22 protein-coding genes, 1 tRNA gene and 1 pseudogene are annotated in these 24,650 nt (G+C 66.4%); 11 read left to right on the top strand and 13 right to left on the bottom strand.

Features of this window, described 5'->3' with window-relative positions; genetic code table 11:
* Positions 1 to 103 precede the first annotated feature (103 nt).
* The 6 genes from MYCSM_RS24940 to MYCSM_RS24915 form a co-directional block, all read right to left on the bottom strand.
* Positions 104 to 973: an oxidoreductase gene (locus MYCSM_RS24940; RefSeq protein WP_015308944.1), complete on the bottom strand. Its 870-nt coding sequence runs from the start codon at positions 971 to 973 to the stop codon at positions 104 to 106.
* Positions 974 to 1,005: 32 nt separating this feature from the next.
* Entirely contained in the window at positions 1,006 to 1,656 is a 651-nt protein-coding gene (locus MYCSM_RS24935; protein WP_015308943.1) for an LpqN/LpqT family lipoprotein, read from the bottom strand.
* On the bottom strand, positions 1,653 to 1,997 hold the full coding sequence (gene arsC / locus MYCSM_RS24930) for an arsenate reductase (glutaredoxin) (protein WP_015308942.1): 345 nt from the start codon (positions 1,995 to 1,997) through the stop codon (positions 1,653 to 1,655). Before arsC ends, MYCSM_RS24935 begins: the two co-directional genes overlap by 4 nt.
* Positions 1,997 to 2,977 carry a ribose-phosphate diphosphokinase gene (locus tag MYCSM_RS24925; protein WP_015308941.1) on the bottom strand — a complete coding sequence of 327 codons (981 nt, stop codon included), beginning with the start codon at positions 2,975 to 2,977 and terminating at the stop codon, positions 1,997 to 1,999. Before MYCSM_RS24925 ends, arsC begins: the two co-directional genes overlap by 1 nt.
* A 74-nt stretch (positions 2,978 to 3,051) precedes the next feature.
* The gene (gene glmU, locus MYCSM_RS24920) at positions 3,052 to 4,569 is read right to left on the bottom strand and encodes a bifunctional UDP-N-acetylglucosamine diphosphorylase/glucosamine-1-phosphate N-acetyltransferase GlmU (RefSeq protein ID WP_015308940.1); all 1,518 of its coding nucleotides are present in this window, start codon (positions 4,567 to 4,569) and stop codon (positions 3,052 to 3,054) included.
* Between the two features lie 4 nt (positions 4,570 to 4,573).
* A tRNA-Gln gene (locus tag MYCSM_RS24915) sits at positions 4,574 to 4,645 on the bottom strand.
* 124 nt (positions 4,646 to 4,769) lie between these two features.
* Here MYCSM_RS24915 and MYCSM_RS24910 point away from each other — a divergent pair.
* From MYCSM_RS24910 to MYCSM_RS24900, 3 genes and pseudogenes are all read left to right on the top strand, one after another.
* Positions 4,770 to 5,372: a TetR/AcrR family transcriptional regulator gene (locus MYCSM_RS24910; protein ID WP_015308939.1), complete on the top strand. Its 603-nt coding sequence runs from the start codon at positions 4,770 to 4,772 to the stop codon at positions 5,370 to 5,372.
* 105 nt (positions 5,373 to 5,477) lie between these two features.
* Positions 5,478 to 9,173, top strand: a complete 3,696-nt coding sequence (gene mfd, locus MYCSM_RS24905) for a transcription-repair coupling factor (RefSeq protein WP_015308938.1) — start codon at positions 5,478 to 5,480, stop codon at positions 9,171 to 9,173.
* A pseudogene (locus MYCSM_RS24900) lies at positions 9,170 to 10,111 on the top strand (nucleoside triphosphate pyrophosphohydrolase); the annotation flags it as partial. The gene mfd and the pseudogene MYCSM_RS24900, both read left to right, overlap by 4 nt.
* Positions 10,112 to 10,507: 396 nt before the next feature.
* On the opposite strand, the gene efeB reads toward MYCSM_RS24900, so the two are convergent.
* The 3 genes from efeB to efeU are packed head-to-tail and all read right to left on the bottom strand — an operon-like array spanning position 10,508 to position 13,846.
* On the bottom strand, positions 10,508 to 11,800 hold the full coding sequence (gene efeB / locus MYCSM_RS24895; protein ID WP_015308936.1) for an iron uptake transporter deferrochelatase/peroxidase subunit: 1,293 nt from the start codon (positions 11,798 to 11,800) through the stop codon (positions 10,508 to 10,510).
* Positions 11,781 to 12,935 carry an iron uptake system protein EfeO gene (efeO, locus tag MYCSM_RS24890; RefSeq protein ID WP_015308935.1) on the bottom strand — a complete coding sequence of 385 codons (1,155 nt, stop codon included), beginning with the start codon at positions 12,933 to 12,935 and terminating at the stop codon, positions 11,781 to 11,783. The genes efeB and efeO overlap by 20 nt, the downstream gene beginning before the upstream one ends.
* Positions 12,932 to 13,846 (bottom strand): iron uptake transporter permease EfeU, encoded by a 915-nt coding sequence (gene efeU / locus MYCSM_RS24885; protein WP_015308934.1) that lies wholly within the window; start codon positions 13,844 to 13,846, stop codon positions 12,932 to 12,934. The genes efeO and efeU overlap by 4 nt, the downstream gene beginning before the upstream one ends.
* Before the next feature lie 171 nt (positions 13,847 to 14,017).
* Here efeU and MYCSM_RS24880 point away from each other — a divergent pair, with 171 nt between their 5' ends.
* The 5 genes from MYCSM_RS24880 (at position 14,018) to MYCSM_RS24860 (ending at position 18,257) form a co-directional block, all read left to right on the top strand.
* Complete coding sequence (locus MYCSM_RS24880) at positions 14,018 to 14,746, top strand: lytic transglycosylase domain-containing protein (protein ID WP_015308933.1); 729 nt, start codon at positions 14,018 to 14,020, stop codon at positions 14,744 to 14,746.
* 68 nt (positions 14,747 to 14,814) lie between these two features.
* Positions 14,815 to 16,137 carry a phosphopyruvate hydratase gene (gene eno / locus MYCSM_RS24875; RefSeq protein WP_041314913.1) on the top strand — a complete coding sequence of 441 codons (1,323 nt, stop codon included), beginning with the start codon at positions 14,815 to 14,817 and terminating at the stop codon, positions 16,135 to 16,137.
* Between the two features lie 3 nt (positions 16,138 to 16,140).
* The gene (locus MYCSM_RS24870) at positions 16,141 to 16,761 is read left to right on the top strand and encodes an FtsB family cell division protein (protein ID WP_015308931.1); all 621 of its coding nucleotides are present in this window, start codon (positions 16,141 to 16,143) and stop codon (positions 16,759 to 16,761) included.
* Complete coding sequence (locus MYCSM_RS24865; protein WP_041314911.1) at positions 16,754 to 17,245, top strand: DUF501 domain-containing protein; 492 nt, start codon at positions 16,754 to 16,756, stop codon at positions 17,243 to 17,245. Before MYCSM_RS24870 ends, MYCSM_RS24865 begins: the two co-directional genes overlap by 8 nt.
* A 73-nt stretch (positions 17,246 to 17,318) precedes the next feature.
* Positions 17,319 to 18,257, top strand: a complete 939-nt coding sequence (locus MYCSM_RS24860) for a Ppx/GppA phosphatase family protein (protein WP_015308929.1) — start codon at positions 17,319 to 17,321, stop codon at positions 18,255 to 18,257.
* A gap of 44 nt (positions 18,258 to 18,301) precedes the next feature.
* Here MYCSM_RS24860 and MYCSM_RS24855 read toward each other — a convergent pair whose 3' ends face one another.
* The gene (locus MYCSM_RS24855) at positions 18,302 to 18,727 is read right to left on the bottom strand and encodes a DUF4383 domain-containing protein (RefSeq protein ID WP_015308928.1); all 426 of its coding nucleotides are present in this window, start codon (positions 18,725 to 18,727) and stop codon (positions 18,302 to 18,304) included.
* A 396-nt stretch (positions 18,728 to 19,123) separates the two neighbouring features.
* Between MYCSM_RS24855 and MYCSM_RS24850 the strand changes: the two genes are divergently transcribed.
* Both MYCSM_RS24850 and MYCSM_RS24845 read left to right on the top strand, forming a co-directional pair.
* Entirely contained in the window at positions 19,124 to 19,471 is a 348-nt protein-coding gene (locus MYCSM_RS24850; protein ID WP_051073813.1) for a VOC family protein, read from the top strand.
* A gap of 67 nt (positions 19,472 to 19,538) precedes the next feature.
* On the top strand, positions 19,539 to 19,751 hold the full coding sequence (locus MYCSM_RS24845) for a three-helix bundle dimerization domain-containing protein (protein ID WP_015308927.1): 213 nt from the start codon (positions 19,539 to 19,541) through the stop codon (positions 19,749 to 19,751).
* Positions 19,752 to 19,772: 21 nt separating this feature from the next.
* On the opposite strand, the gene MYCSM_RS24840 is transcribed toward MYCSM_RS24845, so the two are convergent.
* Entirely contained in the window at positions 19,773 to 20,591 is an 819-nt protein-coding gene (locus MYCSM_RS24840) for an enoyl-CoA hydratase/isomerase family protein (RefSeq protein ID WP_041312647.1), read from the bottom strand.
* A complete protein-coding gene (locus tag MYCSM_RS24835) occupies positions 20,588 to 21,751 on the bottom strand; it encodes an aromatic ring-hydroxylating oxygenase subunit alpha (RefSeq protein ID WP_015308925.1) in 1,164 nt (387 codons plus the stop codon). Before MYCSM_RS24835 ends, MYCSM_RS24840 begins: the two co-directional genes overlap by 4 nt.
* Before the next feature lie 49 nt (positions 21,752 to 21,800).
* Between MYCSM_RS24835 and MYCSM_RS24830 the strand changes: the two genes are divergently transcribed.
* Positions 21,801 to 22,619, top strand: coding sequence for a PaaX family transcriptional regulator C-terminal domain-containing protein (locus tag MYCSM_RS24830; protein WP_015308924.1), 819 nt, complete (start codon positions 21,801 to 21,803; stop codon positions 22,617 to 22,619).
* A 129-nt stretch (positions 22,620 to 22,748) separates the two neighbouring features.
* On the opposite strand, the gene MYCSM_RS24825 is transcribed toward MYCSM_RS24830, so the two are convergent.
* Positions 22,749 to 24,620 carry a propionyl-CoA synthetase gene (locus MYCSM_RS24825; RefSeq protein ID WP_015308923.1) on the bottom strand — a complete coding sequence of 624 codons (1,872 nt, stop codon included), beginning with the start codon at positions 24,618 to 24,620 and terminating at the stop codon, positions 22,749 to 22,751.
* Between the last annotated feature and the right edge of the window lie 30 nt (positions 24,621 to 24,650).

Below are 24,650 nucleotides of genomic sequence, written 5' to 3'. Positions count from 1 at the left end.
TGCTCAGCACAGCAAGGGCGCACCACTGAAAAGAGGCTCGCGTCGATAACGGTGGCCGGGCCACCCTCGCCGTGATCGCCAGCAAGGTTAGCGCATCAGCTGTTCAGAGCGGAAATTTGGTGTCCGTGAGCTGCTCGGACAGCTCCCATAGCGCCGCCGCCTTCTTCGCGTCGCGTGCCAGCGGACTGCGCAGCGGGGTCGGCCCGGTCGGCCCCCAGAAGGCGCCGCGCGGTCCGACGTACGTGTTGCCCGGCAGCTCCTGCGACGCCGCGTACAAGGTCTGGCGGGCGCCGAATTCGGCCGACGTGGCCATCAGCGAATTGCCTGCCTGGAACACCTTGCCGAACAGGCCCGTCGAGTGCGACTGCAGTTCGGTCGCCGAATATCCGGGATGTGCGGCGAGTGCCTTCACCTGTGAACCCGCCGCCGCCAGACGGCGCTGCAGTTCCTTGGTGAACAGCAGATTCGCGAGCTTTGACTGCCCGTAGGCAGGCCACGCGAGGTATGGCCGCGACTTCCAGTTCAGGTCCTTGAGATTGATGCGGCCGATGAGATGCATCATCGACGCGACAGTGACCACCCGGTCGGTGATCTTCGGCAGCAGCAAGTTGGTCAGCGCGAAGTGGCCGAGGTGGTTGGTGCCGATCTGGCGTTCGAAGCCGTCGGCGGTCTGCGCGTACGGCACGGCCATGATCCCTGCGTTGTTGATCAGCACGTCGGCGCCGTCGACACCGTCGGCGAAGGCGCGCACCGACGCCAAGTCCTGCAGGTCGAGCTTACGAACCTCCACGTCACCACTCATCCCCGCGGCCGCGGCGTCACCCTTGGCGGTGTTGCGCACGGCCAGGATCGTCTTGGCGCCGACGCGGGCGAGCTCGCGCGCGGTGATCGCACCGAGGCCGCTGTTGGCACCGGTGACGATCACGGTGCGCCCGGTGAAGGAAGGCAGATCTGCGGCGGTCCACTGGCTCATGGCGCTAAGCCTAGTTCGGCGCTACGCGTCGTCTACTTCGGCAATGCGACGTTGAAGCCGCCGATCACGGCCTCGATGTCCGGGGCCTCTTCGGCGGCCTTCTCGGCGTAGCCCGTCACCGTGAACTGAACGAGGTAGCGCTGATTCGCCGGCGGCGCGGTCGTCGGGATCACAATGCGGTTGTAGCTGTGCATCCGGCGACCGTTGAGGTCGTAGCTGCCCTCGATCATCGCCGACGGGAAGCCGTGCCAGTTCGCAGTAGAAGCATTGAGCTGCTTGAAGTTCTGTGACAGTTGCGCGTCGGCGTAGCCGTGCTTGATCGCCTCGTTGACGTCGAAGTCGCCGGTCAGCTTGAAGACGATGAGCATCGCGGTGGGATAGGTGTCGTTCTTGGCGATCATCTGCGTGCCCGGTGCGAAGTTCGGATTGTTGTACTGCGTCCAACCCTTCGGCTGCGGCATCGTCACCGTCAGACCGCTGAGCTTCTGCGGCGCGACCGGGTCGCCCTTGACGCCCTTTTCCTCGAGGAACTGCGCGATCGGGACCGGCGCCGCATTGCTGGTCGTCGACGTGGTTGTCGTGGCTGACGTCGACCAAACCGATTGATAGTCAGGCGTTTTCGCGCCACAGGCTGTTGCGGTGAGCACCGCGAGAGCGGCGACCAGCCCTCGCCTCAGCTTCACAAAATCTCGCGAACCGCGTCGATCGGCCGGGCCAGCCGGGTGCCCTTGGGGGTGATGACGAATGGGCGCTCGATGAGGATCGGATGCTCGGCCATCGCGTCGAGCAACTCGTCATCGGACGCGTCGGCCAATCCGAGCTCCGCATACAGCGCTTCGCGCTTGCGCACCGCGGTGCGCACGTCGATGCCTGCGTCCTTGATCATCTTGACCAGCTCGGCCCGCGACGGCGGCGTCTTCAGATACTGGACGATTTCGGGATCGATGCCGTTGTCCCGCAACAGATCCAGGGTCTTACGCGATGTCGAGCAGTTAGGGTTGTGATAGATGACGTTTTCTGCCACTACGCCGACCCGTCGAAAAGGCCAGTGACAGAACCATTTTCGAACACCGCGCGGATGGTGCTGGCCAGCAGTGGTGCAATCGACAGCACGGTCAGCTGCGGGAACTGCTTGTCCTCACCGATCGGCAGCGTGTTGGTGACGATCACCTCGCGGGCACCGCACTCAGCCAGTCGCTGCGACGCCGGTTCGGACAGCACGCCGTGTGTCGCGGCGATGATCACATCGCCCGCGCCGTCCTGATGCAGCAGCTTCACCGCACCCGCGATCGTGCCGCCGGTGTCGATCATGTCGTCCGTGAGGATGCAGGTCTTGCCCTTGACGTCACCGACGACGCGGTTGGACTTCACCTGGTTGGGCACCAGCGGGTCGCGCGTCTTGTGGATGAAGGCCAGCGGGACACCGCCCAGCGCGTCGGCCCACTTCTCAGCGACACGCACGCGGCCGGAGTCGGGGGAGACCACGACCATGTCGTGGTCGGCGTAGTTCTCGGCGATGTGGCCGCACAGCAGGTTCTGCGCCCGCATGTGGTCCACCGGGCCGTCGAAGAAGCCCTGGATCTGGTCGGTGTGCAGATCGACGGTGATGATCCGGTCGACACCGGCGGTCTTGAGCAGGTCGGCGACCAGTCGAGCCGAGATGGGCTCGCGGCCGCGGTGCTTCTTGTCCTGACGGGCATACGGATAGAACGGCAGGATCGCGGTGATTCGCTTGGCGCTGCCGCGCTTCAAAGCGTCGATCATGATCAGCTGTTCCATCAGCCACTGGTTCAGCGGCGCGGGATGCGACTGCAGTACGAACGCGTCGCAGCCGCGAACAGACTCATCGAAGCGAACGAAGATCTCGCCGTTGGCGAAGTCTCGTGCGGTCTGCGCGGTGACCGGAGTGTCGAGCTCCTTGGCCACCTGCTCGGCCAGTTCGGGGTGCGCGCGACCCGAGAAGAGCATCAGATTTTTGCGGTTATCGGTCCACTCGGTGCCCACGGTGCCCTCATTGCTTGGGGATCGTTACGGGCTAATCGTACGGGTAGCCAGATGGCCAACAATCGGCAACCGGCTCACGGCTTTGCGGCGTCGCCCGAGTCCGTTGGTTCGCCGGCCTGCCTAGAGGCGGCCCGACGGGCGGCCTCGGCGGTGCCTGATGCCGCCGCCGCTGCGGCGGCCGCCTTCGACCCCGGCCGTTTCTTCGCCACCCAACCCTCGATGTTGCGCTGCGGGCCGGCCGAGACGGCCAGCGCGCCGGGCGGCACGTCCTCGCGCACCACCGTGCCCGCGCCGGTGTACGCGCCGTCGCCGACATTCACCGGCGCGACGAACATGGTGTCGGACCCCGTCCGCACGTGCGAGCCGATCGTCGTGCGGCTCTTGTTCTCCCCGTCGTAGTTGACGAAGACGCTCGACGCGCCGATATTGCTGTGCTCGCCGATGTCGGCGTCGCCGACGTAGGTCAGGTGCGGCACCTTGGTGCCGGTGCCGATGGTCGCGTTCTTGGTCTCGACGAACGCGCCGAGCTTGCCGTCTGCGCCGAGCACGCTGCCGGGCCGCAGATAGGTGAACGGCCCGACGTCGGCGCCGTCACCGATCGCGGCGGACGTGGCGTGCGTGCGGACCACCGAAGCCTGGTCGCCGACGGTGACGTCGGCCAGTGTGGTGTCGGGCCCGATCAGGCAGTGGCCGCCGATGCGGGTCGAGCCGAGCAGCTGCGTGCCGGGCCGGATCACCGTGTCGCGACCGATGGTGACGTCGACGTCGATCCACGTCGTGGCGGGATCGACGATGGTCACCCCCGCCCGCTGATGCGCGGCGACGATGCGCCGGTTCAGCTCGGCGCCCAGCTCAGCCAGCTGCACGCGGTCGTTGACGCCGGCGACCAGCGTCGAGTCGTCGATGTGCTTGGCCCGCACGACCAGCCCATCCGAGCGGACGATCGAGATCACGTCGGTCAGATACAGCTCCTGCTGAGCGTTGTGCGGCTCGAGCCGGTCCAGAGCCGAGCGCAGCGCCGTGGCGTCGAATGCGTAGACGCCGGCGTTGATCTCCTGGATGGTCAGCTCCGACGGCCCGGCGTCGGCATGCTCGACGATGGCGATGACTTCACCGTCGGCGGTGCGCACTACCCGCCCGTAGCCGGTCGGATCGGCCAACGTTGTGGTCAGCACGGTCACCGCGGCCGACTCGGCGCTGTGCGCGGCGATCAGCCCGGCCAGCGTGTCGGCGTCCAGCAACGGCACATCGCCATAGGTCACGACGACGACGCCGGTGAAGTCGTCGGGTAGCGCCGCCAACGCGCAGCGCACCGCATGACCGGTGCCCAGCTGCTCCTGTTGAACCGCGACCTGGATGGGCCGACCCAACTCCTCGGCAAGCGCGGCGACGGCGGGCTCGACGCGGTCGCGGTCATGGCCAAGCAGGACGACGAGATGCCCGGGTGCGGCGTTGGCCACCGAGTGCAGCGCGTGCGCGAGCATGCTGCGGCCGGCCAGGGTGTGCAGCACCTTGGGGGTGTCTGAGCGCATGCGGGTGCCCGCCCCGGCCGCCAAAACCAGGACAGCGGCCTCACCGCGCACATTGGACATAGAGCTCCGTCGCCAGGACTCGAACCTGAACTATCTGAACCAAAATCAGAGGTGCTGCCGATTACACCACGACGGACTGATCAACTCGTGATGCTAGTCGAACGCATCTACGTCCCAGGGCGCACGAGCGGAGCGGGAGGGGGATTAGCCTGATTAGCGTGGCAGCACCCGACAAGGAAGTGCGTGCACCCCGCGCCAGGATGACCGGCGCGGAGCGGCGGCATCAGCTGATCGACGTCGCGCGAACGCTGTTCGCCGAGCGTGGCTACGACGGCACCTCGATCGAGGAGATCGCGCAGCGCGCCAATGTCTCCAAACCAGTCGTCTATGAACACTTCGGCGGCAAGGAGGGGCTCTACGCGGTGGTGGTCGACCGCGAGATGTCGGCGCTGCTCGACGGGATCACGAATTCGTTGACGCTGATGACCAACAACCGGTCCCGGCTGCGGATCGAGCGGGTGGCGCTGGCGCTGCTGACCTACATCGAGGAGCGCACCGACGGCTTTCGCATCCTGATTCGCGACTCGCCTGCTGCCATCACGTCGGGCACCTACTCGACGCTGCTGAACGACGCGGTAAACCAGGTGTCGTCGATCCTGGCCGGCGACTTCTCCCGTCGCGGTCTGGACCCGGAGATGGCGCCGCTGTACGCCCAGGCTTTGGTCGGCTCGGTGTCGATGACGGCCCAGTGGTGGCTGGACGTGCGCGAGCCGAAGAAGGAAGTCGTGGCCGCGCATCTGGTCAACCTGTGCTGGAACGGGCTGGCCCACCTCGAGGACGATCCGCTGCTGCTCGACGAGTAGGCCTCTGCATTCGCCGAGATCGACGTAATGGCGCGCTGCACCCGTATTTTCGCGCGCAAACGTGAATTTGGGCGTCGGTGACGACCACCTAGGATGGACGACATCATGACCGCATCGGGGCACACCCATGTCCAAACCCCGATCGCGGGGCTGATTGACCTGGCGCTACGGGATCCCTCACTTCAGGACGTCGCCCGCCGCGCCGCCGACAGACCCAGCGATCTCACCCTCGTCGGGCCGGCCAGCGCCCGGCTGTTCGCGGCGTGCGCAATCGCGCAAGCCGGGCCGCTGCTTGTCGTCACCGCCACCGGCCGTGAAGCCGATGATCTGACCGCCGAACTGCGCGGCGTTTTCGGCGATGCCGTCGCGATGTTCCCGTCCTGGGAGACGCTGCCCCACGAGCGGCTCTCGCCCGGCGTCGACACCGTCGGTGCGCGGCTGATGGTGCTGCGACGGCTGAGCCATCCTGACGACGCGCGCCTCGGCCCGCCGCTGCGTGTCGTGGTCACGACCACGCGATCGCTGCTGCAGCCGATGGCGCCCGACGTCGCCGACATCGAGCCGGTCACGTTGACTCTCGGCGCCGAGGCCGATTTCGACGCCGTCATCGCGCGGCTCGTCGAGCTGGCGTATGAGCGGGTCGACATGGTCGGCAAGCGCGGCGAGTTCGCGGTCCGTGGCGGCATCCTCGACATCTTCCCGCCCACCGCCGAGCACCCGGTGCGCGTCGAGTTCTGGGGCGACGAAGTTTCCGAGCTGCGGATGTTCTCCGTCGCCGACCAGCGCTCCATCCCGGAGATCGCCGTCGACTTCGTGGTCGCGGTGCCGTGCCGCGAGGTGCTGCTCACCGACGACGTCCGTGACCGCGCCGCCAAGCTGTCCGCCGAGCACCCAGTGCGGGAGAACAGCGTGCCGGGCGGCGTGCCCGACATGCTGGCCAAGCTGGCCGAGGGCATCCCGGTCGACGGGATGGAGGCGCTGCTGCCGCTGCTGCGGCCAAGCCGAGCGGCGACGGCCGCGACATCGGGCTCCGAGCTGGCGACACTGTCCGCGCACCTGCCCGCCGGCACGCCCGTATTGATCTGCGATCCCGAGAAGGTCCGCACGCGGGCGGCCGACCTGATCAAGACGGGCCGCGAATTCCTCGAGGCGTCGTGGTCGACGGCGGCGGTCGGCGGTGACGTGCCGATCGACATCGAGGCGCTCGGCGCGTCGGGGTTCGTCGAACTTGACGACGCCCGCGCCGCGGCCCGTGAGGGCGGACACCCCTGGTGGACACTGTCGCAGCTGTCCGACGAGGCCGCGCTCGAGCTCAATGTCCGGCCTGCGCCGTCGGCGCGCAGGGCGCAGCCCAACCCAGACTTTCAAGCCGAGATCTTCGCGATGCTGCGCGCACACGTCGCCACCGGTGGTTATGCCGCGGTCGTCACGCCCGGCACCGGCACCGCGCACCGCATCATCGAGCAATTGGGTGAATCCGATACTCCTGCAACCTTTTTGGAGGATGGCGAGTCGCCCAAGCAGGGCGTCGTCGGCGTGCTCAAGGGCCCGCTGCACGACGGTGTGGTGATCCCGGGCGCCAACCTGGTGGTGATCACCGAAACCGACCTGACCGGCAACCGCGCGACGGCCACCGAGGGCAAGCGGCTGGCGGCCAAGCGCCGCAACGTCGTCGACCCGCTGGCGCTGACCGCGGGCGATCTGGTGGTGCACGATCAGCACGGCATCGGCCGGTTCGTCGAGATGACTGAGCGCGTGGTGGGCGGTGCGCGTCGCGAATACCTGGTGCTCGAATACGGATCGGCCAAGCGCGGCGGCGGCTCCGACCGGCTCTATGTCCCGATGGACTCCTTGGATCAGCTGTCCCGCTATGTCGGCGGCGAGGCGCCGACGTTGTCCAGGCTCGGCGGCAGCGACTGGGCCAACACGAAGACCAAGGCGCGCCGCGCGGTCCGCGAAATTGCGGCCGAGTTGGTGTCGCTGTACGCCAAACGGCAGGCCTCGCCCGGCCACGCGTTCGCCCCGGACACCCCGTGGCAGGCCGAGATGGAGGACGCGTTCGGCTTCACCGAGACGGTCGACCAACTGACCGCGATCACCGAAGTCAAAAGCGATATGGAGAAGCCGGTCCCGATGGACCGGGTGATCTGCGGCGACGTGGGCTACGGCAAGACCGAGATCGCGGTGCGTGCGGCGTTCAAGGCGGTCCAGGACGGTAAGCAGGTCGCGGTATTGGTGCCGACGACGCTGCTGGCCGATCAGCATTTGCAGACGTTCTCGGAGCGGATGGCCGGCTTCCCGGTCACCGTGAAGGGGCTGTCGCGGTTCACTGACCCCGCCGAATCGCGGGCGGTGCTGGCGGGCATGAAGGACGGTTCGGTCGACATCGTGATCGGCACGCATCGGCTGATCCAGACCGGCGTGACGTGGAAGGACCTCGGCCTGGTCGTGGTCGACGAAGAGCAGCGGTTCGGCGTCGAGCACAAGGAGCACATCAAGTCGATGCGCACCCACGTCGACGTGCTGACCATGAGCGCCACCCCGATCCCACGCACGCTGGAGATGAGCCTGGCGGGCATCCGCGAGATGTCGACCATCCTCACGCCGCCCGAGGAGCGCTACCCGGTGCTGACGTACGTCGGCCCGCATGACGACAAACAGATCGCGGCGGCGTTGCGGCGCGAGATGCTGCGCGACGGGCAGGCGTTCTACATCCACAATCGGGTGCGGTCAATCGACCAGGCGGCCGCGCGGGTCAGCGCGTTGGTGCCGGAGGCGCGGGTCGCGGTCGCGCACGGACAGATGAATGAGGATCTGTTGGAGCGCACGGTCGAAGGCTTCTGGAACCGCGAGTTCGACATTCTGGTGTGCACGACGATTGTCGAGACGGGCCTTGACATTTCGAACGCCAACACGTTGATCGTGGACCGTGCCGACACGTTCGGTCTTTCGCAATTGCATCAGCTGCGGGGCAGGGTCGGCCGTAGCCGTGAGCGTGGTTACGCGTACTTCCTGTATCCGCCCGAGGTGCCGTTGACGGAGACGGCGTACGACCGGCTTGCGACGATCGCGCAGAACAACGAGCTCGGCGCGGGTATGGCCGTCGCGATGAAGGACCTCGAAATCCGCGGTGCGGGAAACGTTTTGGGTGTCGAGCAGTCCGGGCACGTGGCTGGCGTTGGCTTCGACCTGTATGTGCGGTTGGTCGGCGAGGCCGTCGAGGCGTACCGCGCTGCCGCCGACGGGAAAACCGTTGTGGCGCCTGAGGAACCGAAGGATGTGCGAATCGATCTGCCGGTCGACGCGCATTTGCCGCCGGACTACATCGGCAGCGACCGGTTGCGGTTGGAGGCGTATCGCCGCTTGGCGGCGGCGGCCGATGACGCGGCGGTGGATGCGGTGATCGAGGAGTTGGTCGACCGGTACGGACCGCTGCCGGCAGCCGCGCAGAGATTGGTTGCTGTGGCGCGGTTGCGGTTGTTGCTCCGCCAATACGGGATCACCGAAGTCAGCTCCGTATCGGAGTCGACCTTGCGGGTCTCGCCGCTGCAGCTGGCCGACTCGCAGCAACTACGACTCAAGCGGCTGTACCCGGGTGCCCACTACCGCGCGACGACGTCGACGGTTCAGGTGCCGATCCCGCGGGCGGGTTCCGGCGTTGGGGCGCCGCGGATTCGTGATCTTGAATTGACCGCCATGGTGGCCGGTCTGGTGTTGGCCCTCGATGGAAAAGCCCAGGAAGGTGTTGATATAACGAAGTTCGGAGGTACGGCGATGAGTGACAAGCGACAGGCGACATGACGGTCGTCCTGGTCGACCCTCGTCGTCCTTCGCTCGTCCCGGTCGAGGCAATTGACTTGCTGACCGGTGATGTCCAGTACACCGAAGAGATGCCCGTCAAGGTGCCGTGGTCGCTGCCCGCGGCGCGGCCGGCTTACGACGGCGATGATGCGCCGGTGTTGCTGTCGTCGGATCGGGACCACCCCGCGGTCGTTGCGCGGCTGGCGGCGGGCGACAAGTTGATCGCGGCGCCGGAGGCCTCGCCGGGGGAGCGGTTGGTCGACGCGGTGGCGATGATGGACAAGCTGCGCACCTCGGGCCCGTGGGAGAGCGAGCAAACGCATGATTCGTTGCGACGCTATCTGCTCGAGGAGACTTACGAGGTGTTCGACGCAGTCCGCGGCGGCAACGCCGACGAGCTGCGCGAGGAGCTCGGGGACGTGTTGCTGCAGGTGCTCTTTCACGCGCGCATCGCCGAGGACGCGCCGCAGCATCCGTTCACCATTGACGACGTAGCGGATTCGCTGGTGCGCAAGCTCGGCAATCGGGTGCCTGCGGTGCTGGCTGGTGAGTCGATTTCGCTGGACGAACAGCTTGCGCAGTGGGAAGAGCGCAAGAAGCTGGAGAAGTCGCGCGACTCGTCGATGGACGACGTGCCGACCGGACAGCCGGCATTGGCGTTGGCGCAGAAGGTACTTGAGCGGGTGGCGGCCGCGGGACTGCCGGCCGATCTGATCCCGGAGACCATCACGAATGTGACGGTGTCGGTGGATTCGGACGCCGAAAACGTTTTGCGCTCAGCGGTTTTGGAGTTCATGGATACCGTGCGACGAGTCGAGCATGCGATTGCGGCAGGCCGCCGCGGTGAGGATGTGCCGGAGGAACTGGACGTGTCGAAGCTCGGGGAGATCTCCGAGGAGGAGTGGCGGTCGTACTGGACGCCCGTGGCCGTCGAGGATGTCGTGGACGAGCAAAACGAGGCGCAGGCCGAGGACACCGAGCCGGCACCTGACCGCATCCCGGAGCCGACGCCCGCCGACGTTCCGGAGCCGGCGCCCGCCGATGTGCCAGAGCCCGCGCCGGTCGAGGTACCGGAGCCGGCGCCGGTGGACGTGCCAGAGCCTTCGCCCTCTCGTCCCGAGCCCGCGCCCTCTGAGCCCGCGCCAGACGGCATCTCGACTGAAGAGGCCGTGGCCGAGCCCGAGGATGAAGCCGAGGAGCCCGAAGAGGAAGCCGCGGCGGCGAAGTTCACCGCCTAGCCGATCTTTCACCCGTGGGCGAGCTTTCGCCCCTTCGCGGGCTTTCACCGCCGCAGCGTCCCAACCCGCACGCACTTTGGCATGCGCCCCTGAAGCTCAGCCGAACAGCGTCGAGCCCCAGTACGCCGACGTGTCACCTTCCCGCAAACCCGGCGGGCACGCGAAAACCGCTGTGCCGGTGTGGAAGATGTACTCGTTCAGCGCGTCAGTGGACATCTGCGACAACACCGGGATAAAGTTCGTCGCGGGGCTCCGCACGAACGCGATGAAGAACAGTCCCGCATCGAGGTGCCCAAACCCATCGGACCCGTCGGTGAAGTTGTACCCGCGGCGCAGCATCTTGATCCCGCCGACATGCTCGGGCGCGACCAGCCGAATATGCGCATCAACATCGACCAAAGGAGTCCCGTCGGCGTCCGTGATGTCGAAGTCCACCGGCGCGAACTCGTCGCCGTAGCCGTTGGGCGCCCCGCTGCCCTTCTGCCGACCGATCACCCGTTCCTGCTCCTTGAGCGAGGTGCGGTCCCATGCCTCGATGCGATTGCGAATGCGCCGCGTCACCAGATACGTGCCGCCCGTCAACCAATCCGGACCATCCCCCTTGGCCACCCAGACGTTCTTGTCCAGCGCCTCGTGATCCTCGGCCTTGATGTTGTTGGTTCCGTCCTTGAAGCCCAACATGTTTCGCGGGGTCACCTGTTCGCGCGTCGTCGACGACGTCCGGCCAAACCCGAGCTGCGAGTACTTCACCGCCACCGTGCCGAAACCCACCCGGGCCAAGTTGCGCACGGCGTGCACTGCGACCTGCGGGTCGTGCGCGCACGCCTGGATGCAGATGTCGCCGCCACACTTCGCGGGATCCATGATCTCGTTGGTGAACTTCGGCAGGTCCGCAAGTGCGGCCGGACGCTGTGCAGCGATACCAAACCTGTCCTTGCCGTCCTTGGAGAAAAACGACGGCCCGAACCCAATGGTCAGCGTCAGCCCCGACGCAGGCAGACCCAGCGCCTCGCCCGTATCATCTGGCGGCGCATAGGGATTGCCGCCAACCGCACCGTCGTGCACCGCATCCTCGCCCCGGGTCATCCGCTCGGCCATCGCGGTCCACTGCTTCAGCAACGCGATGACGTCGTCGCGGCTGTCCGTCGTCACATCGAACGCGCAGAAGTGCATCCGATCCTGCTGCGGCGTGATGATGCCGGCCTGGCGCTCGCCGCGGAACGGGATCGGCTTGTCCAGCCCGCCGAACTCCGTACTGGCAGCCGATGCCCGGCCCGCCAAAGCGCCCGCGCCCGCCGCGCCCACGACCGCGGCTGTTACCCCCGCCGCGCCGAACAGCTTTCGTCGCGAGAGTCCAGGAGCCGCCGGCTTATCGGGGAGCGATGACACCCTGCACCTGGCTTACTTCTGCGGACAACGCGTCGATCGCCCGCGACAGCTCCTGGCGCTGCGGCTCGGTCACCTTGTCGTAGGACACGAAACCGCCATCCTGGCGGTACTTTTCGAGCAGCGCCTCGACTTCGGCGAACCGCTGGTCCACCTTCTTGCCGAGCTCCGCATCGCGCTCGTCGAGGATCGGTCGCACCGAAGCAACCGCCGTCTGCGAGCCCTCGACATTGGCCTTGAAGTCCCACAGGTCGGTGTGGCTGAAGATATCCTCCTCGCCGGTGATCTTTTTCGACGCGATCTCGTCCAGCAGACCCTGTGCGCCACCAGCGATTTGAGTCGAATCGATCTTGTACGGCGGCGCCTTCACACCCGCGTCGAGCTCCTTCACATCGGCCATCAGCTGATCGGCCATCGCCTTGCTGTCCGGCTGCAGTCCGGTGACCCACAGGTCCTTCTCCAGCCGGTGGAAGCCGGTCCACTTCTGGCCCGGCTCCAAATCGGCTTCGCGCAAGTCGATTCGGGGATCGAGGTCGTCGGGGAATGATTCGGCCACCGGCTCGATGCGCTCGTAGTAGGTGCGTGCCAGCGGGTACTGAGCCTTCGCCGCGTTGACGTCGCCCTTCTTGATTGCGTCGACGAAAACTCCAGTCGCGGCGATCAACGCGTCGGTCTGGCTGTTCACGTACCGCTTGTAGCTCTCCGACGCCTCTTTGAACTTGCCCGCTTCGCCGACCGTGACCTTGTCGCCGGTGACCTTGAAGTCCCCACGGATGCCGTCGCCGACCATGCCCGGCTTGCACGCGGTCTGGTAGGTGCCTGGCTCGCCGAGCTGAACGATCAGCTTGCGCTGCAGCCCGGGGGAGATGTTCTCCACCTCGCCCATGACGCGCTCGCCCTCGCCGTACACGTAGAACTCGGTGACCTTGTTGCCGTTGTTGGTGATCACGAAGGTGTTGGCTCCGGTCGAACCTTCGGTGCCCGACAGCTCGCATGCGCTGTCCGACGCGTTGACCGTGATCTCCGAAGCACTCTTGCCCGGCTCGGCAGGAGCCGCCTGCTCCTTGGCCTGGCAGCTCGTCAGCGCCAGACCAGCCAACGCAGCCGCGGCGACGGCGATGGTCGTATGAAGCTTCACGTGGTGGACCTTTCGGGTTCGGGTAGAGGTTGTGGTGACGGATCGGGTTTCGCGGGCGCCTTCGTCGGGCGCAGGAAGATCGACAGCACGATGCCGAGATAGGCCAGCCACGCGACGAGCTGAAAAACGGTCGGCGTTGGCGTGACGTTGAAGACGCCTTGGATGATCTCGGCGTACCCGGACGACCAGTTGAACCACGTGCTGATGTCAAATGCCTTGTCCGCCAAGCCCGGTAGCCAGCCGACGGTCTGCAGCGCCCCGACGCCGTAGGACAGGATTCCCGCGGCGACGAGGATCAGGAAGACGCCCGTGTACTTGAAGAACTTGGCGAGGTTGATACGCACGGCGCCCGCATACATCCCGTACGCGATCGCGGCGGCGACCACGACGCCGATCACGAGGCCGATCAGCGGCCACGACGTCTGCGCCTCGGCATAGCCGACCATGAACAGTGCGGTCTCGACGCCCTCTCGACCGACCGCAAGAAACGCCAGCGCCAACACGGCCATCGACCCGGTCTCGAGCGCGCGCTGCATATCGCTGCGCAGCTCGCCGGACATCGAGGCGGCCGCCCGCTTCATCCAGAGCACCATCGTCGTGACAATGACGACGGCCGCCAGCGAGGCGATGCCGGCGATCGCCTCGGCCGCCAACCCCGAGATCGTGTTTTCGCCGAATTGGATCACCAGGAAGACTGCGACGGTCATCGCGATAGCTGCGCCGACGCCCAGCCATACCCACTTGAGCGCGTCGCGGCGGTCGGACTTGACCAGAAACGCGACGAGGATGCTGACCACGATCGCGGCCTCGAGACCCTCGCGCAGGCCGATCAAACCACTGCCGAACAGCTGCGATGTGATGTTGGGTGCGGCGGCCTGAATACTGACGTGAAGGTCCGTACCAGCAGTCATCGACTTGTCCTCGCTACGACTATCCGCGCTGTTTGCTTTGGCTGTCCAAACCAAGGTGTGCCTTACCTTAGCAGGGTGCGAGTTGGAGGGTACACGCTCGATGACGGTTGCCGATCTACTCCGAACGCGTGGGACGATGGGCAACGACCACAGTGGGTTTGAGGGAGTCCGGTGTCGCCAGTGCGTTGGCTGCGGGCTGTCGCGGTGATAGGCGCGACAGTGCTGCTGATGGCCTCTTCCTGCTCGTGGCAGCTGGGCACGCCGATCCCTGACGGCGTGCCGCCGCCGCCCGGTGAACCGGTGCCCAAGATCGACACGCACGCCAAGGGCCGGCCAGCCGACCAGCTGCACGATTGGGCGGCGCAGCGAGCGCCCGCCTTGGGCCTTCCGGTCACCGCGCTCGAGGCCTACGCGTACGCCGCGCGCGTCGCCGAGGTGGAAAACCCCGACTGCCACATCGCGTGGACGACGCTGGCAGGCATCGGGCAAGTGGAGAGCCACCACGGCACCTACCGCGGGGCGGTCATCGCGCCCGACGGCGACGTCACCCCGCCGATCCGCGGCGTGCGACTCGACGGCACCAACGGCAACCTGGAGATCATCGACAACGACGGCGAAGCTGACGGCGACCCCGAATTCGCCCGCGCCATGGGCCCGATGCAGTTCATCCCCGAGACGTGGAAGCTCTACGGCGTCGACGCCAACAACGACGGCATCGTCAGCCCGGACAACATCGACGACGCCGCGTTGTCGGCGGCCGGTTATCTGTGCTGGCGCGGCAAGGACCTGGCCAAGCCCCGCGGCTGGATGGACGCGCTGCACGCCTACAACCACTCCGACCAGTACGCCCGTACGGTGCGGGACTGGGCGACGGCCTACGCCAACGGACACCCCCTCTAAGCACGCCATCGCGCAGCGCACGCTCTAGGCTCAATGCCGAGTCCAGCCCCATGACCAAGGAGAAGCCAGTGCCCATCATCGAGCAGGTCGGAGCCCGCGAGATTCTCGACTCCCGCGGTAACCCGACGGTCGAGGTCGAAGTGGCCCTGCTGGACGGCACATTCGCCCGTGCCGCGGTGCCCTCGGGCGCATCGACCGGCGAGCACGAGGCGGTGGAGCTGCGCGACGGCGGCAGCCGCTACGGCGGCAAAGGCGTCGAGAAGGCGGTCAATGCGGTGCTCGACGAGATCGCGCCAGCGGTGATCGGGCTGAGCGCCGACGACCAGCGACTGGTCGACCAGGCGCTGGTCGACCTCGACGGCACGCCGGACAAATCGCGTGTCGGCGCCAACGCCATGCTCGGGGTATCGCTCGCGGTGGCCAAGGCAGCGGCGGAGTCCGCCGGGCTGCCGCTGTTCCGCTATGTCGGCGGGCCCAACGCGCACATCCTTCCGGTGCCGATGATGAACATCCTCAACGGCGGCGCCCACGCCGACACCGGCGTCGACGTCCAGGAGTTCATGGTCGCGCCCATCGGTGCGCCTTCGTTCAAGGAGTCGCTGCGCTGGGGCGCCGAGGTGTACCACTCGCTGAAGTCGGTGCTCAAGAAGCAGGGGCTGGCCACCGGCCTCGGCGATGAGGGCGGATTCGCGCCCGACGTCGCCGGCACCAAGGCCGCGCTGGATCTGATCCTCAGCGCCATCGAGGCGACGGGTCTCAAGCCAGGTCCCGAGGTCGCACTGGCGCTTGACGTCGCCGCCACCGAATTCTTCACCGCCGGAACGGGTTACAGCTTCGAGAAGGAGACCCGTACGGCCGAGCAGATGTCCGACTTCTACGCCGGGCTGATCGACTCCTATCCGCTGGTGTCCATCGAGGACCCGCTGTCCGAAGACGACTGGGACGGCTGGGTAGCGCTGACGACGGCCATCGGCGACCGCGTCCAACTCGTCGGCGACGACCTCTTCGTCACCAACCCCGAGCGTCTCGAGGACGGCATCGAAAAGGGTGCGGCCAACGCGCTTTTGGTGAAGGTCAACCAGATCGGCACGTTGACCGAGACGTTGGACGCGGTGGCGCTCGCGCATTCCAGCGGCTACCGCACGATGATGAGCCATCGCAGCGGCGAGACCGAGGACACGACGATCGCCGATCTGGCGGTCGCAGTCGGCAGCGGTCAGATCAAGACCGGTGCGCCCGCCCGCAGCGAGCGGGTGGCCAAATACAACCAGCTGCTGCGCATCGAGGAGACCCTCGGCGACGCCGCCCGCTACGCCGGTGATCTCGCGTTCCCGCGCTTCTCGGTGGGCGATGAGCCGCTTGCGCGAAGAGCAGAGGCAGGAGCCAAATAACCCGTGCCCGAGGCGAAACGGCCCGACCCCAAGCGACGGTCCCCTGCGGGCCGTCCGAAGGGGGCGGCGCCCGCCCGCCGCAAGCCACGTCCGGTTGACAAGGGCTCGGCACCGAACGCTTCGACGCCACAGCCGGAGCCGAAAGAGACCATCCGAGAGTCGATCGTCGCGTCGGCGGAACAGCAGTCCGAGCAGCGATTCGGCTCGGCGGCTCGGCGCGCAGCGATTCTCGCCGCGGTCATCTGCGTGCTGACCCTGACCATCGCGGGTCCGGTGCGCACGTACTTCGGTCAGCGCACCGAGATGAAGCAGTTGAAGGCGACCGAGGCCCAATTACGTTCGCAGATCGCCGATCTCGAGGAGCAGAAGGTCAAGCTTGCCGATCCGGTGTTCATTGCGGCGCAAGCCCGCGAACGGCTCGGCTTCGTGATGCCCGGCGACATTCCGTATCAGGTGCAGCTGCCTGCAAATGCCGCCGTGCCGGGGACTCCGGGCAGCGAGCCCGCGACGAAGCACAGCGACCAGCCTTGGTACACCGCGCTGTGGCACACCATTGCCGATGCGCCGCATGGCGTTTCGCCTGCACCAGCCCCGCCGCCCGATGCCCCACCTCCCGGTGGTTGACGCAGCGGATCTCGAGGCCGTCGCGCGGCAACTGGGCCGCGAGCCCCGCGGTGTGCTCGAGATCGCCTACCGTTGCCCGAACGGCCAGCCGGGCGTCGTCAAGACCGCGCCGAGACTGCCTGACGGAACGCCGTTTCCGACGCTGTACTACCTGACGCATCCGGCATTGACGGCCGCGGCCAGCCGGTTGGAGTCCGAGGGGATGATGCGGGAGATGACCGAACGGCTGCAGCAGGATCCGGAGCTGGCCGCCGCGTATCGCAGGGCGCACGAGTCGTATCTGGCGGAGCGTGATGCGATCGAGCCGCTCGGTACGACGTTTTCCGGCGGCGGCATGCCGGAGCGGGTCAAGTGCTTGCATGTAGTGATCGCGCACTCGCTGGCCAAGGGTCCGGGGGTGAATCCGTTTGGCGACCAGGCACTCGCGGTGTTGGCGGCCGAGTCTGCGATGGCGGGCATCCTGGAGAAGGGTCGGTGGACATGAGCTCCCGAAGGCGACCGCGAGGGAGGATCGCGGCGCGGAACGCGCGAGGACCGGAGCGAGCGGGAGTCGAGGCATGAGCAGAGTAGCCGCGGTCGACTGCGGCACCAACTCGATCCGGCTGTTGATCGCCGACAAGGTCGACGGCCGGTTGCGCGACGTGCATCGCGAGATGCGGATCGTCCGATTGGGCCAAGGCGTCGATGCCACAGGACAATTCGCGCCTGAGGCGCTGGCTCGTACCAAGGCGGCGTTGGCCGATTACGCCGAGCTGATGTACGAATTCGAGGTGTCCAAGGTGCGGATGGTGGCGACGTCGGCAGCCCGCGACGTTGCCAACCGCGAGGAGTTCTTCGGAATGACAGCCGAGGTGCTAGGTGCGGTGGTGCCCGGCGCGGTCGCCGAAGTGATCACCGGCACCGAAGAGGCGGCGCTGTCGTTCCACGGCGCAGTCGACGAATTAGACCCCGCCTCAGCACCTTTCGTCGTTGTCGACCTTGGCGGCGGGTCCACCGAGGTGGTGCTTGGCTCACGCGAGGTCGACGCGAGCTACTCCGCCGACATCGGCTGCGTGCGACTGACCGAGCGCTGCCTACACTCCGACCCGCCGACGGCCACGGAGATCGCGGCCGCGCGCGAGGTAGTGCGCGAGGGGCTGGGCCAGGCGCTGCGCGTGGTGCCCGTCGAGGGGGCGCGGACGTGGGTCGGAGTCGCGGGCACCATGACGACGCTGTCGGCGCTGGCGCAGAAGATGACGACCTACGACTCAGAGGCCATCCACTTGTCCACGGTGGGCTTCGACGACCTATTGCCGGTGTGCGACGAATTGATCGCGATGACACGCGCGCAGCGAGCTGCCCTGGGGCCGATGCATGAAGGCCGCGTCGACGTGATCGGTGGTGGCGCAATCATTGTGGAGGAGCTTGCGGACGCGCTCGGCAAGCGGGCCGGCATCGACGAGCTGGTGGTCAGCGAGCACGACATCCTCGACGGCATCGCGCTGTCGATCGCTTAGTGCTTGGCGCCGATTTCTGCGTGAGGGTCGTGATTTCACGAGAATTACAGCTCTGGTGCAGATTTCGGCGAACGCCTGCGTCTTTTCGTCGGGTCGCGCTGGCCGGCGAGCGTGACGCCCAGAAGCATCATCCCGAAGCCGAGGCCGAAGTGCAGCCAGTTGTCAGCGCCGTTGATCGGCAGTAGGCGGCTGCCCATGAGCCATCCGTGCAGCCACAGTGCCAGGTAGACCAGACCTCCGCCGAGGAAGTAGGCCCTCGACGCGGCATAGGTGCGGGCCAGTGCGAAGCCGACGAAACCCGACAGCAAATGCAGCACGTTGTGCAGTCCGGAGATCGCAAACACCCCGAAAAGTTTGCCGTCCGGCGTCACGCCCGGGATGAAACCCAGCACGCCGATTACGACGAATGCCGCGGCGACGAGCAGCGCTGCGCCCTGCACAGCCATGTACTTGGGGGTCGTCGTGGTCATCAGCTATCTCCTGCGCTTATTTACGCAGCAGAAATACCCCGGGCGATGCCGGGCTAACCCGAGAATTCGAGGTTAACTACCGCCTGATGTTGCAGTTGGGCGGATTACCGCAGTGGTGGCCGCCTTCGCATGCGTTGCAATGACAGTTGCAACCGGAGCCCGCTTTGGCCTCTGATGCTCGCATCGTCGATCAACTCCTCTGTCGCTCTGACCAACCTGAGAGGGTGGGAGCAGAGTTTGTTACCACGGACGCATATCAACATATGACGACATCACAATAGTTGGCATCACTCTGGAAATAAAGGAAAGTCGACGGGTGGAGGTTCACCGACTCCGTGCCTCCCGGCGTGCCCGGCACGTATTTGATCGCGGGGCCCGGCGGACGGCTGGCGGCCTGTGTCGATCCGCGGGGCGCCCGGCTTCCGGCTGTGGCGGCCCCGGCTTCGGCTGGGAGCCCAACTCGTCAACGCACCCGGCAGCTGGAACTTCAGCGATCTGCACACCGGAGACGCGCCGCCCGGCTTCGCCGACGCCATCGCCTGGGTCGCGCCGTTGGCCAATGGCCAGGATCACTGGCATGTCCGTTTCACGGTCGCATCACGCGACGAGTCTGCGGCGAGCGCTGAAAGGCATGGCGCCGTAGTGCTTTCGTCGGATGACACCGAACGGACCAAGACCGCGCTGATCCGCGATCCACAGGGTGCGGAGCTGACGCTGAGCCAGTTCACCCCACCAGCCAACTAGTGGCCCCGCCTGCCAATTGGCACCGGCTGCCCGGGTTGACCGTGGGGTGAACGGGGGTGAAACTTTGGTGGTGATCGAGTTGAGCGAGCAGACGGTCATTGAGCAGTTGGTCGTGCGCCTGACGCATCGGTATCCCACGATTTCGGCGTCGACCGTAGCGGACGTGGTCCGTGATGTGCATGCCCGATTCGAGGGCAGGCCACTGCGCGACTTCATCCCGTTGTTGGTAGAGCGCCACGCCAAAAGCGAACTGGACCGACTCCGCGCGCCAGCTCGCTAGCCGACCACGGGCGCGGGTCGCTCAGAGCGAGCGGGCCAGCCCTGGCGTCAGCGGGGCGCTGTCGGCGCGACGGTCCGGGTGGTCGCGTTCGTTGAATTGGCGTAGCCCTTCGAGGGTTTCGGATGCGGCGATCGACCGGCTGAAGCATTCCGCCTCGATGCGCAACCCGTCGTCGAGCGGTCGGCCCAGTCCGGTGCGCGCCGCTTCGAGGTCAGTGCGCAGCGCAGGCTGGGGGAGTGCCGCGATGGTCTGCGCCAGTTCGATCGCCCGCTGCAGGCACGTCCCGTTCGGCACAACTTCGTTGACGAGCCCGATCCGTTCGGCTTCGCGGGCGTCGATCACCCGCCCGGTGACGATCAATTCGATCGCTCGGCGGTATCCGAGGATGCGGGTAAGTCGTTGTGTGCCACCGTCGGCCAGCCCGATGTTCCAGCGTCGGCACGTGACTCCGAAGGTGGCGTGTTCGTCGGCGATCGCCACGTCGGTCCAGCACGCCCACTCCAAGCCGCCTGCGTACGCGACGCCGTTGACCGCGGCGATGGTGGGCTTGTAGATGTCGGTCCATCGCGACGGCCCGAGCACGCCGTCGTCGGGACTGCCGTCGAGGTCGAGTTCCCCGCCGAACGCTGCCTTCAGGTCGCCGCCCGCGCAGAACGCCTTGTCGCCCGCGCCGGTGAGGACGCCGACAAGGGCGATATCGTCGTCACGGAATCGGCCCCACGCGTCTACCAGCTCCTCATGTGTCTGCGGCCCAATGGCATTCATCCGCTCTGGTCGATTGATTGTGATGACCGTGACCGGCCCGCGCTGCTCGTAGGTCAGGTGCTCGTAGTCTGTCATCGAATGCATGCCAGCCTTTGGTCGAGGTTGTAGTGGAAGCGCCCGATGGCACTCTCGTGCGTACCGAACTCGACGAAATCATTGGCGCCCGCGTACAGGCCCTTCTGCACACCCTCCGACATCTCGTTGTCTTCGATCCCACCTTCGTTCAGCAGATCGCGGGCGCCGGTAGCGGAATCGGGGTTGGCGGACAGGCGCTCGGTGACCTCGGGTGTGACCATGGCGTAGATCGTGACGTTCGTGTGGTCGATGTCGATCGGATCGATGGTTATCACCAGCACCTGGTTGGGAAAGGTCGCGACCATGACGTTCGGGAACAGGTGGTACACGTACGTCACTCGATGCCCGACGTTCCAGGTGGCTTCGGGGCGGTCGCGGAGTCGTTCAATGTTCTGGTACGGGAACGTGATTCGGGTGTTTGGCCCGAACGTCTCGACGACGTTGAGGTCGTCGTATTGGATGGGGTAGAAGGTGTTCTTGTGGGTGGTGCGGATGTGGTAGCCCTCGAGGAACTGTTCGACCAGCACCTTCCAGTTCATCTGGCGCAGAGCCGGCCTCACGGTGAACAGCCGGCTTGCGGGCAGCAGCTTGTCGCGCCACGGCCTGCCGTCCGTCAGCGCGGTCATCGCCGCTTCGGCCCCCGGCGCCGGTGACCCGAGCGGGCCGATCACGATGAGGCCATCTACCTCGCGGCTGTCGACCTCGACCAGCCCACGGGCGGACATGTCGAGATCAGGGAAGGCCTCGTCGTGTGGGACGTGTGAGAGCGAGCCGTCGAGTCGGTAGGTCCAGCCGTGGTAGCGGCACACCAACGCGTGCGCACAACCCGGTCCTTCGACCAGGGCCATCCCGCGGTGTCGGCACGAGTTGCGGAACACGCGGGCCCGCCCGTCGCGATCGCGCACAGTAAACAGCGGAATGCCGAAGGTGGTTCGCTCGGCGTGGTCGCCGGGGTTGGGGATCGCCGCGGACGGCAGGAACACGCTCGGATACGAGCGCAGGGTTTCCAGCTCAGCGGTGAATCTGTGTGGATTCAAATAATTTTCGACGGGCTCCCGCCAGGCGTCGCCTACATCGGTGGTGCCGGCGTCGATGTGCGCCAGGATGCGGTGAACGATCTCCACATCGTCGGCGACCGACGTCGTTGTCGGAGTGCTCATACTGTGGAAGTATCACACTATGAACGTCACGCGTCAACAATTACGTGAGATGGGTGATGATGGACGCGTGCCAGCAGTCAATGGGGGCCGCGGCCAGCTCGCCGATCTGATCGGTGACCAGTCACTCAGCGCACGGTCGGTCCTTGCGACGGCGCTGCTCGGCGCCCCGCACCCACACCTGACGGTTGGGGAACTGGTGGCGATGGCCTCGCTCTTCGGCATCAGCGACGGCGCCGCCCGCACGTGCTTGTGGCGCATGGTCTCCAATGGGGAACTCACCAGCGAGGACGGCACCTATGCGCTCGCGGGCAGCCTGCTCGAACGGCGGCAGCGTGTCGACGAGGCATCCCGCGCTCCGGCAACTCGGCCGTGGGATGGCAGCTGGGAGTTGGCGATCGTGTCTTTGGAGCGGCGGTCGGCCGCAGATCGCCTGGCGCTGCGCAAGGCGGCAACCGCTCTGCACCTCGCAGAGCTACGGGAGGGCGTCTGGATTCGGCCCGACAACCTCGACCCCGAGCGCCTGCCAACACTGCGCGCCGTGCTCGACCGCCAATGCGTGCACTTCCACAACGCCGCGACGGACATCCCCGCCGAGACCGTGAGATCTCTGTTCAGTCTTGATGATTGGGCTGCAGACGCTGACAGGTTCACCGTCGCTCTGCAGGACGAGCTCGACATCGAGGCGGTCGGCTCCGAGGACTTTGCGTATTGGTTCGCCTTATCAGTCGCGGTCGTCCGTCATCTTCAACTCGACCCACTGCTACCCGCCGAAGTCATCGGAAACGACTGGCCGGGAGACGAGCTGCGCAGCGCGTATCGGCGTTTCAACGAGGTGTTCCAGAAGCGGCTGAACACGGCGTTCCGTTAACGCGCCGGCGGTAATGGATCATTGCCCTCCTCTGGCCTCCTTTACCGCGCGAGCAGACGCAAAGTGCCCCAAATCGTCGGCGTGTCGGGGCATCTAACGTCTGCTCGCGGAGACACCCTGGGCGCAGAGTCAACGTTGCAGAATCGGTTTCAGCGCGTCGAGCACCCCCGGGTCCTCGATGGTCGAGGGCATCGGTTCCTCGCGGCCGTCGGCGATGCCGCGCATCGTCTTGCGCAGAATCTTGCCCGATCGCGTCTTGGGGAGTGCGGGTACCACGTCGACGATCTTGAAAGATGCCACCGCGCCGATGTTTTCGCGCACCGCCTCGATCAGTTCCTCGGCAAGCCGGTCGGCCGTCGCGCCGGCCTTCAAAACGACGAGACCCCGCGGCACCTGCCCCTTGATCTCGTCTGCCACGCCGATCACCGCACACTCGGCGACTGCAGGGTGACCCGCAAGAACGGCTTCGATTGATCCTGTCGACATCCGGTGTCCCGCAACGTTTATCACGTCATCGGTGCGGCCCATCACAAAGAGGTAGCCGTCGTCGTCGATGTATCCGCCGTCGCCGGTCAGGTAATAACCGGGGAATGCCGACAGATACCCCTTGATGTAACGTTCGTCATTACCGAAAATCGTCGGCAACGTTCCCGGCGGCAACGGCAGTCGCACGCAGATCGAGCCCTCTTCGTTCGCGTCGCACTCCGAACCGTCAGGCCGCAGGATGCGCACGTCGTAGCCCGGCATCGGCACCGTCGCCGAACCCGGTTTGATAGGCAGCGGTTCGACGCCCATCGGGTTCGCCGCGATGGCCCAACCGGTTTCGGTCTGCCACCAGTGGTCCACGACCGGGATGCCGAGCATGTCCGACGCCCAACCGTAGGTGCCCGGATCGAGACGTTCGCCCGCCTGGAACAAATACTTCAGCGCCGACAGGTCGTACTTGCTCAGATGCAAGCCTTCGGGGTCTTCCTTCTTGATCGCGCGGATCGCCGTCGGCGCGGTGAACACCGCCTTCACGCCGTGCTCGGATGCCACGCGCCAGAACGCGCCCGCATCCGGGGTGCCGACGGGCTTGCCCTCGTACAGCACGGTGGTTGCACCAAGCATCAGTGGCGCGTAGACGATGTAGGAGTGCCCGACGACCCAACCGACATCGCTTGCTGCCCAATAGACTTCGCCGGGATGCGTGTCGTAGATGTTGCGCATGCTCCACAGCAGCGCCACTGCATGCCCGCCGTTGTCGCGAACGATGCCCTTCGGCGTGCCGGTGGTGCCCGAGGTGTATAGCACGTACAGCGGATCGGTGGCCGCCACGGGCACCGGGTCGACGGGCTCCGCGTTGGCCATCAGCTCGCGCCAATCATGGTCGCGGCCCGCCAACGGCTCGCACGGTCGCTGATCGCGCTGCAGGATCACGCACGCGGGCGTGGCGTGTACGGAGAGCTGCAAAGCCGTGTCGAGCATCGGCTTGTAGTCGACGGTCCGCGTTGGCTCGACACCGCACGACGCGGTCACGATGACGGCCGGTTTCGCGTCGTCGATGCGGGCCGCGAGTTCGTGCGCGGCGAACCCGCCGAACACCACCGAATGCACCGCGCCCAGTCGAGCGCACGCAAGCATCGCGATCGCCGCCTCGGGCACCATCGGCATGTAGATGACGACGCGATCGCCTTTGCCGACACCGAGTCCGCGCAGTGCTCCCGCGAAGCGGGCGGTCTCGTCCAGCAGCTCGCGGTAGGTGTATGTGCGTTGCGATCCGGTCACCGGGGAGTCGTAGATCAGCGCGGGCTGGTCGGCTCGGCCGCCCTCGACGTGACGGTCCAGCGCGTTGGCGCAGGTGTTCAACTCCCCGTCGGGAAACCAGCGGTAGAAGGGCGGGTTCGAGTCGTCGAGAATGCGCTTCGGTTCACGGGTCCACGTCACCGACCGCGCTGCGTCTGCCCAGAATGTCGTTGGATCGGCGATGCTGGCGTTGAACAGGTCTCGGTAGCCACCCATACCGCGACCGTAGCGCGGCAGCGGTTACGT

The organism is Mycobacterium sp. JS623 (genome assembly GCF_000328565.1).
Classification (GTDB): domain Bacteria; phylum Actinomycetota; class Actinomycetes; order Mycobacteriales; family Mycobacteriaceae; genus Mycobacterium.
The sequence above is the reverse complement of the archived record's forward strand: the minus strand, read 5'-3'. Positions and strand labels throughout refer to the sequence as shown.

What these genes read in the sequence shown, in the direction of transcription:
- MYCSM_RS24940 (WP_015308944.1), bottom strand. Translation starts at nt 973, where the DNA reads ATGAGCCAGTGGACCGCCGCAGATCTGCCTTCCTTCACCGGGCGCACC.
- glmU (WP_015308940.1), bottom strand. Translation starts at nt 4,569, where the DNA reads ATGTCCAATGTGCGCGGTGAGGCCGCTGTCCTGGTTTTGGCGGCCGGG.
- MYCSM_RS24910 (WP_015308939.1), top strand. Translation starts at nt 4,770, where the DNA reads ATGACCGGCGCGGAGCGGCGGCATCAGCTGATCGACGTCGCGCGAACG.
- mfd (WP_015308938.1), top strand. Translation starts at nt 5,478, where the DNA reads ATGACCGCATCGGGGCACACCCATGTCCAAACCCCGATCGCGGGGCTG.
- efeU (WP_015308934.1), bottom strand. Translation starts at nt 13,846, where the DNA reads ATGACTGCTGGTACGGACCTTCACGTCAGTATTCAGGCCGCCGCACCC.
- MYCSM_RS24860 (WP_015308929.1), top strand. Translation starts at nt 17,319, where the DNA reads ATGAGCAGAGTAGCCGCGGTCGACTGCGGCACCAACTCGATCCGGCTG.
- MYCSM_RS24855 (WP_015308928.1), bottom strand. Translation starts at nt 18,727, where the DNA reads ATGACCACGACGACCCCCAAGTACATGGCTGTGCAGGGCGCAGCGCTG.
- MYCSM_RS24840 (WP_041312647.1), bottom strand. Translation starts at nt 20,591, where the DNA reads ATGACAGACTACGAGCACCTGACCTACGAGCAGCGCGGGCCGGTCACG.
- MYCSM_RS24835 (WP_015308925.1), bottom strand. Translation starts at nt 21,751, where the DNA reads ATGAGCACTCCGACAACGACGTCGGTCGCCGACGATGTGGAGATCGTT.
- MYCSM_RS24830 (WP_015308924.1), top strand. Translation starts at nt 21,801, where the DNA reads ATGGGTGATGATGGACGCGTGCCAGCAGTCAATGGGGGCCGCGGCCAG.
- MYCSM_RS24825 (WP_015308923.1), bottom strand. Translation starts at nt 24,620, where the DNA reads ATGGGTGGCTACCGAGACCTGTTCAACGCCAGCATCGCCGATCCAACG.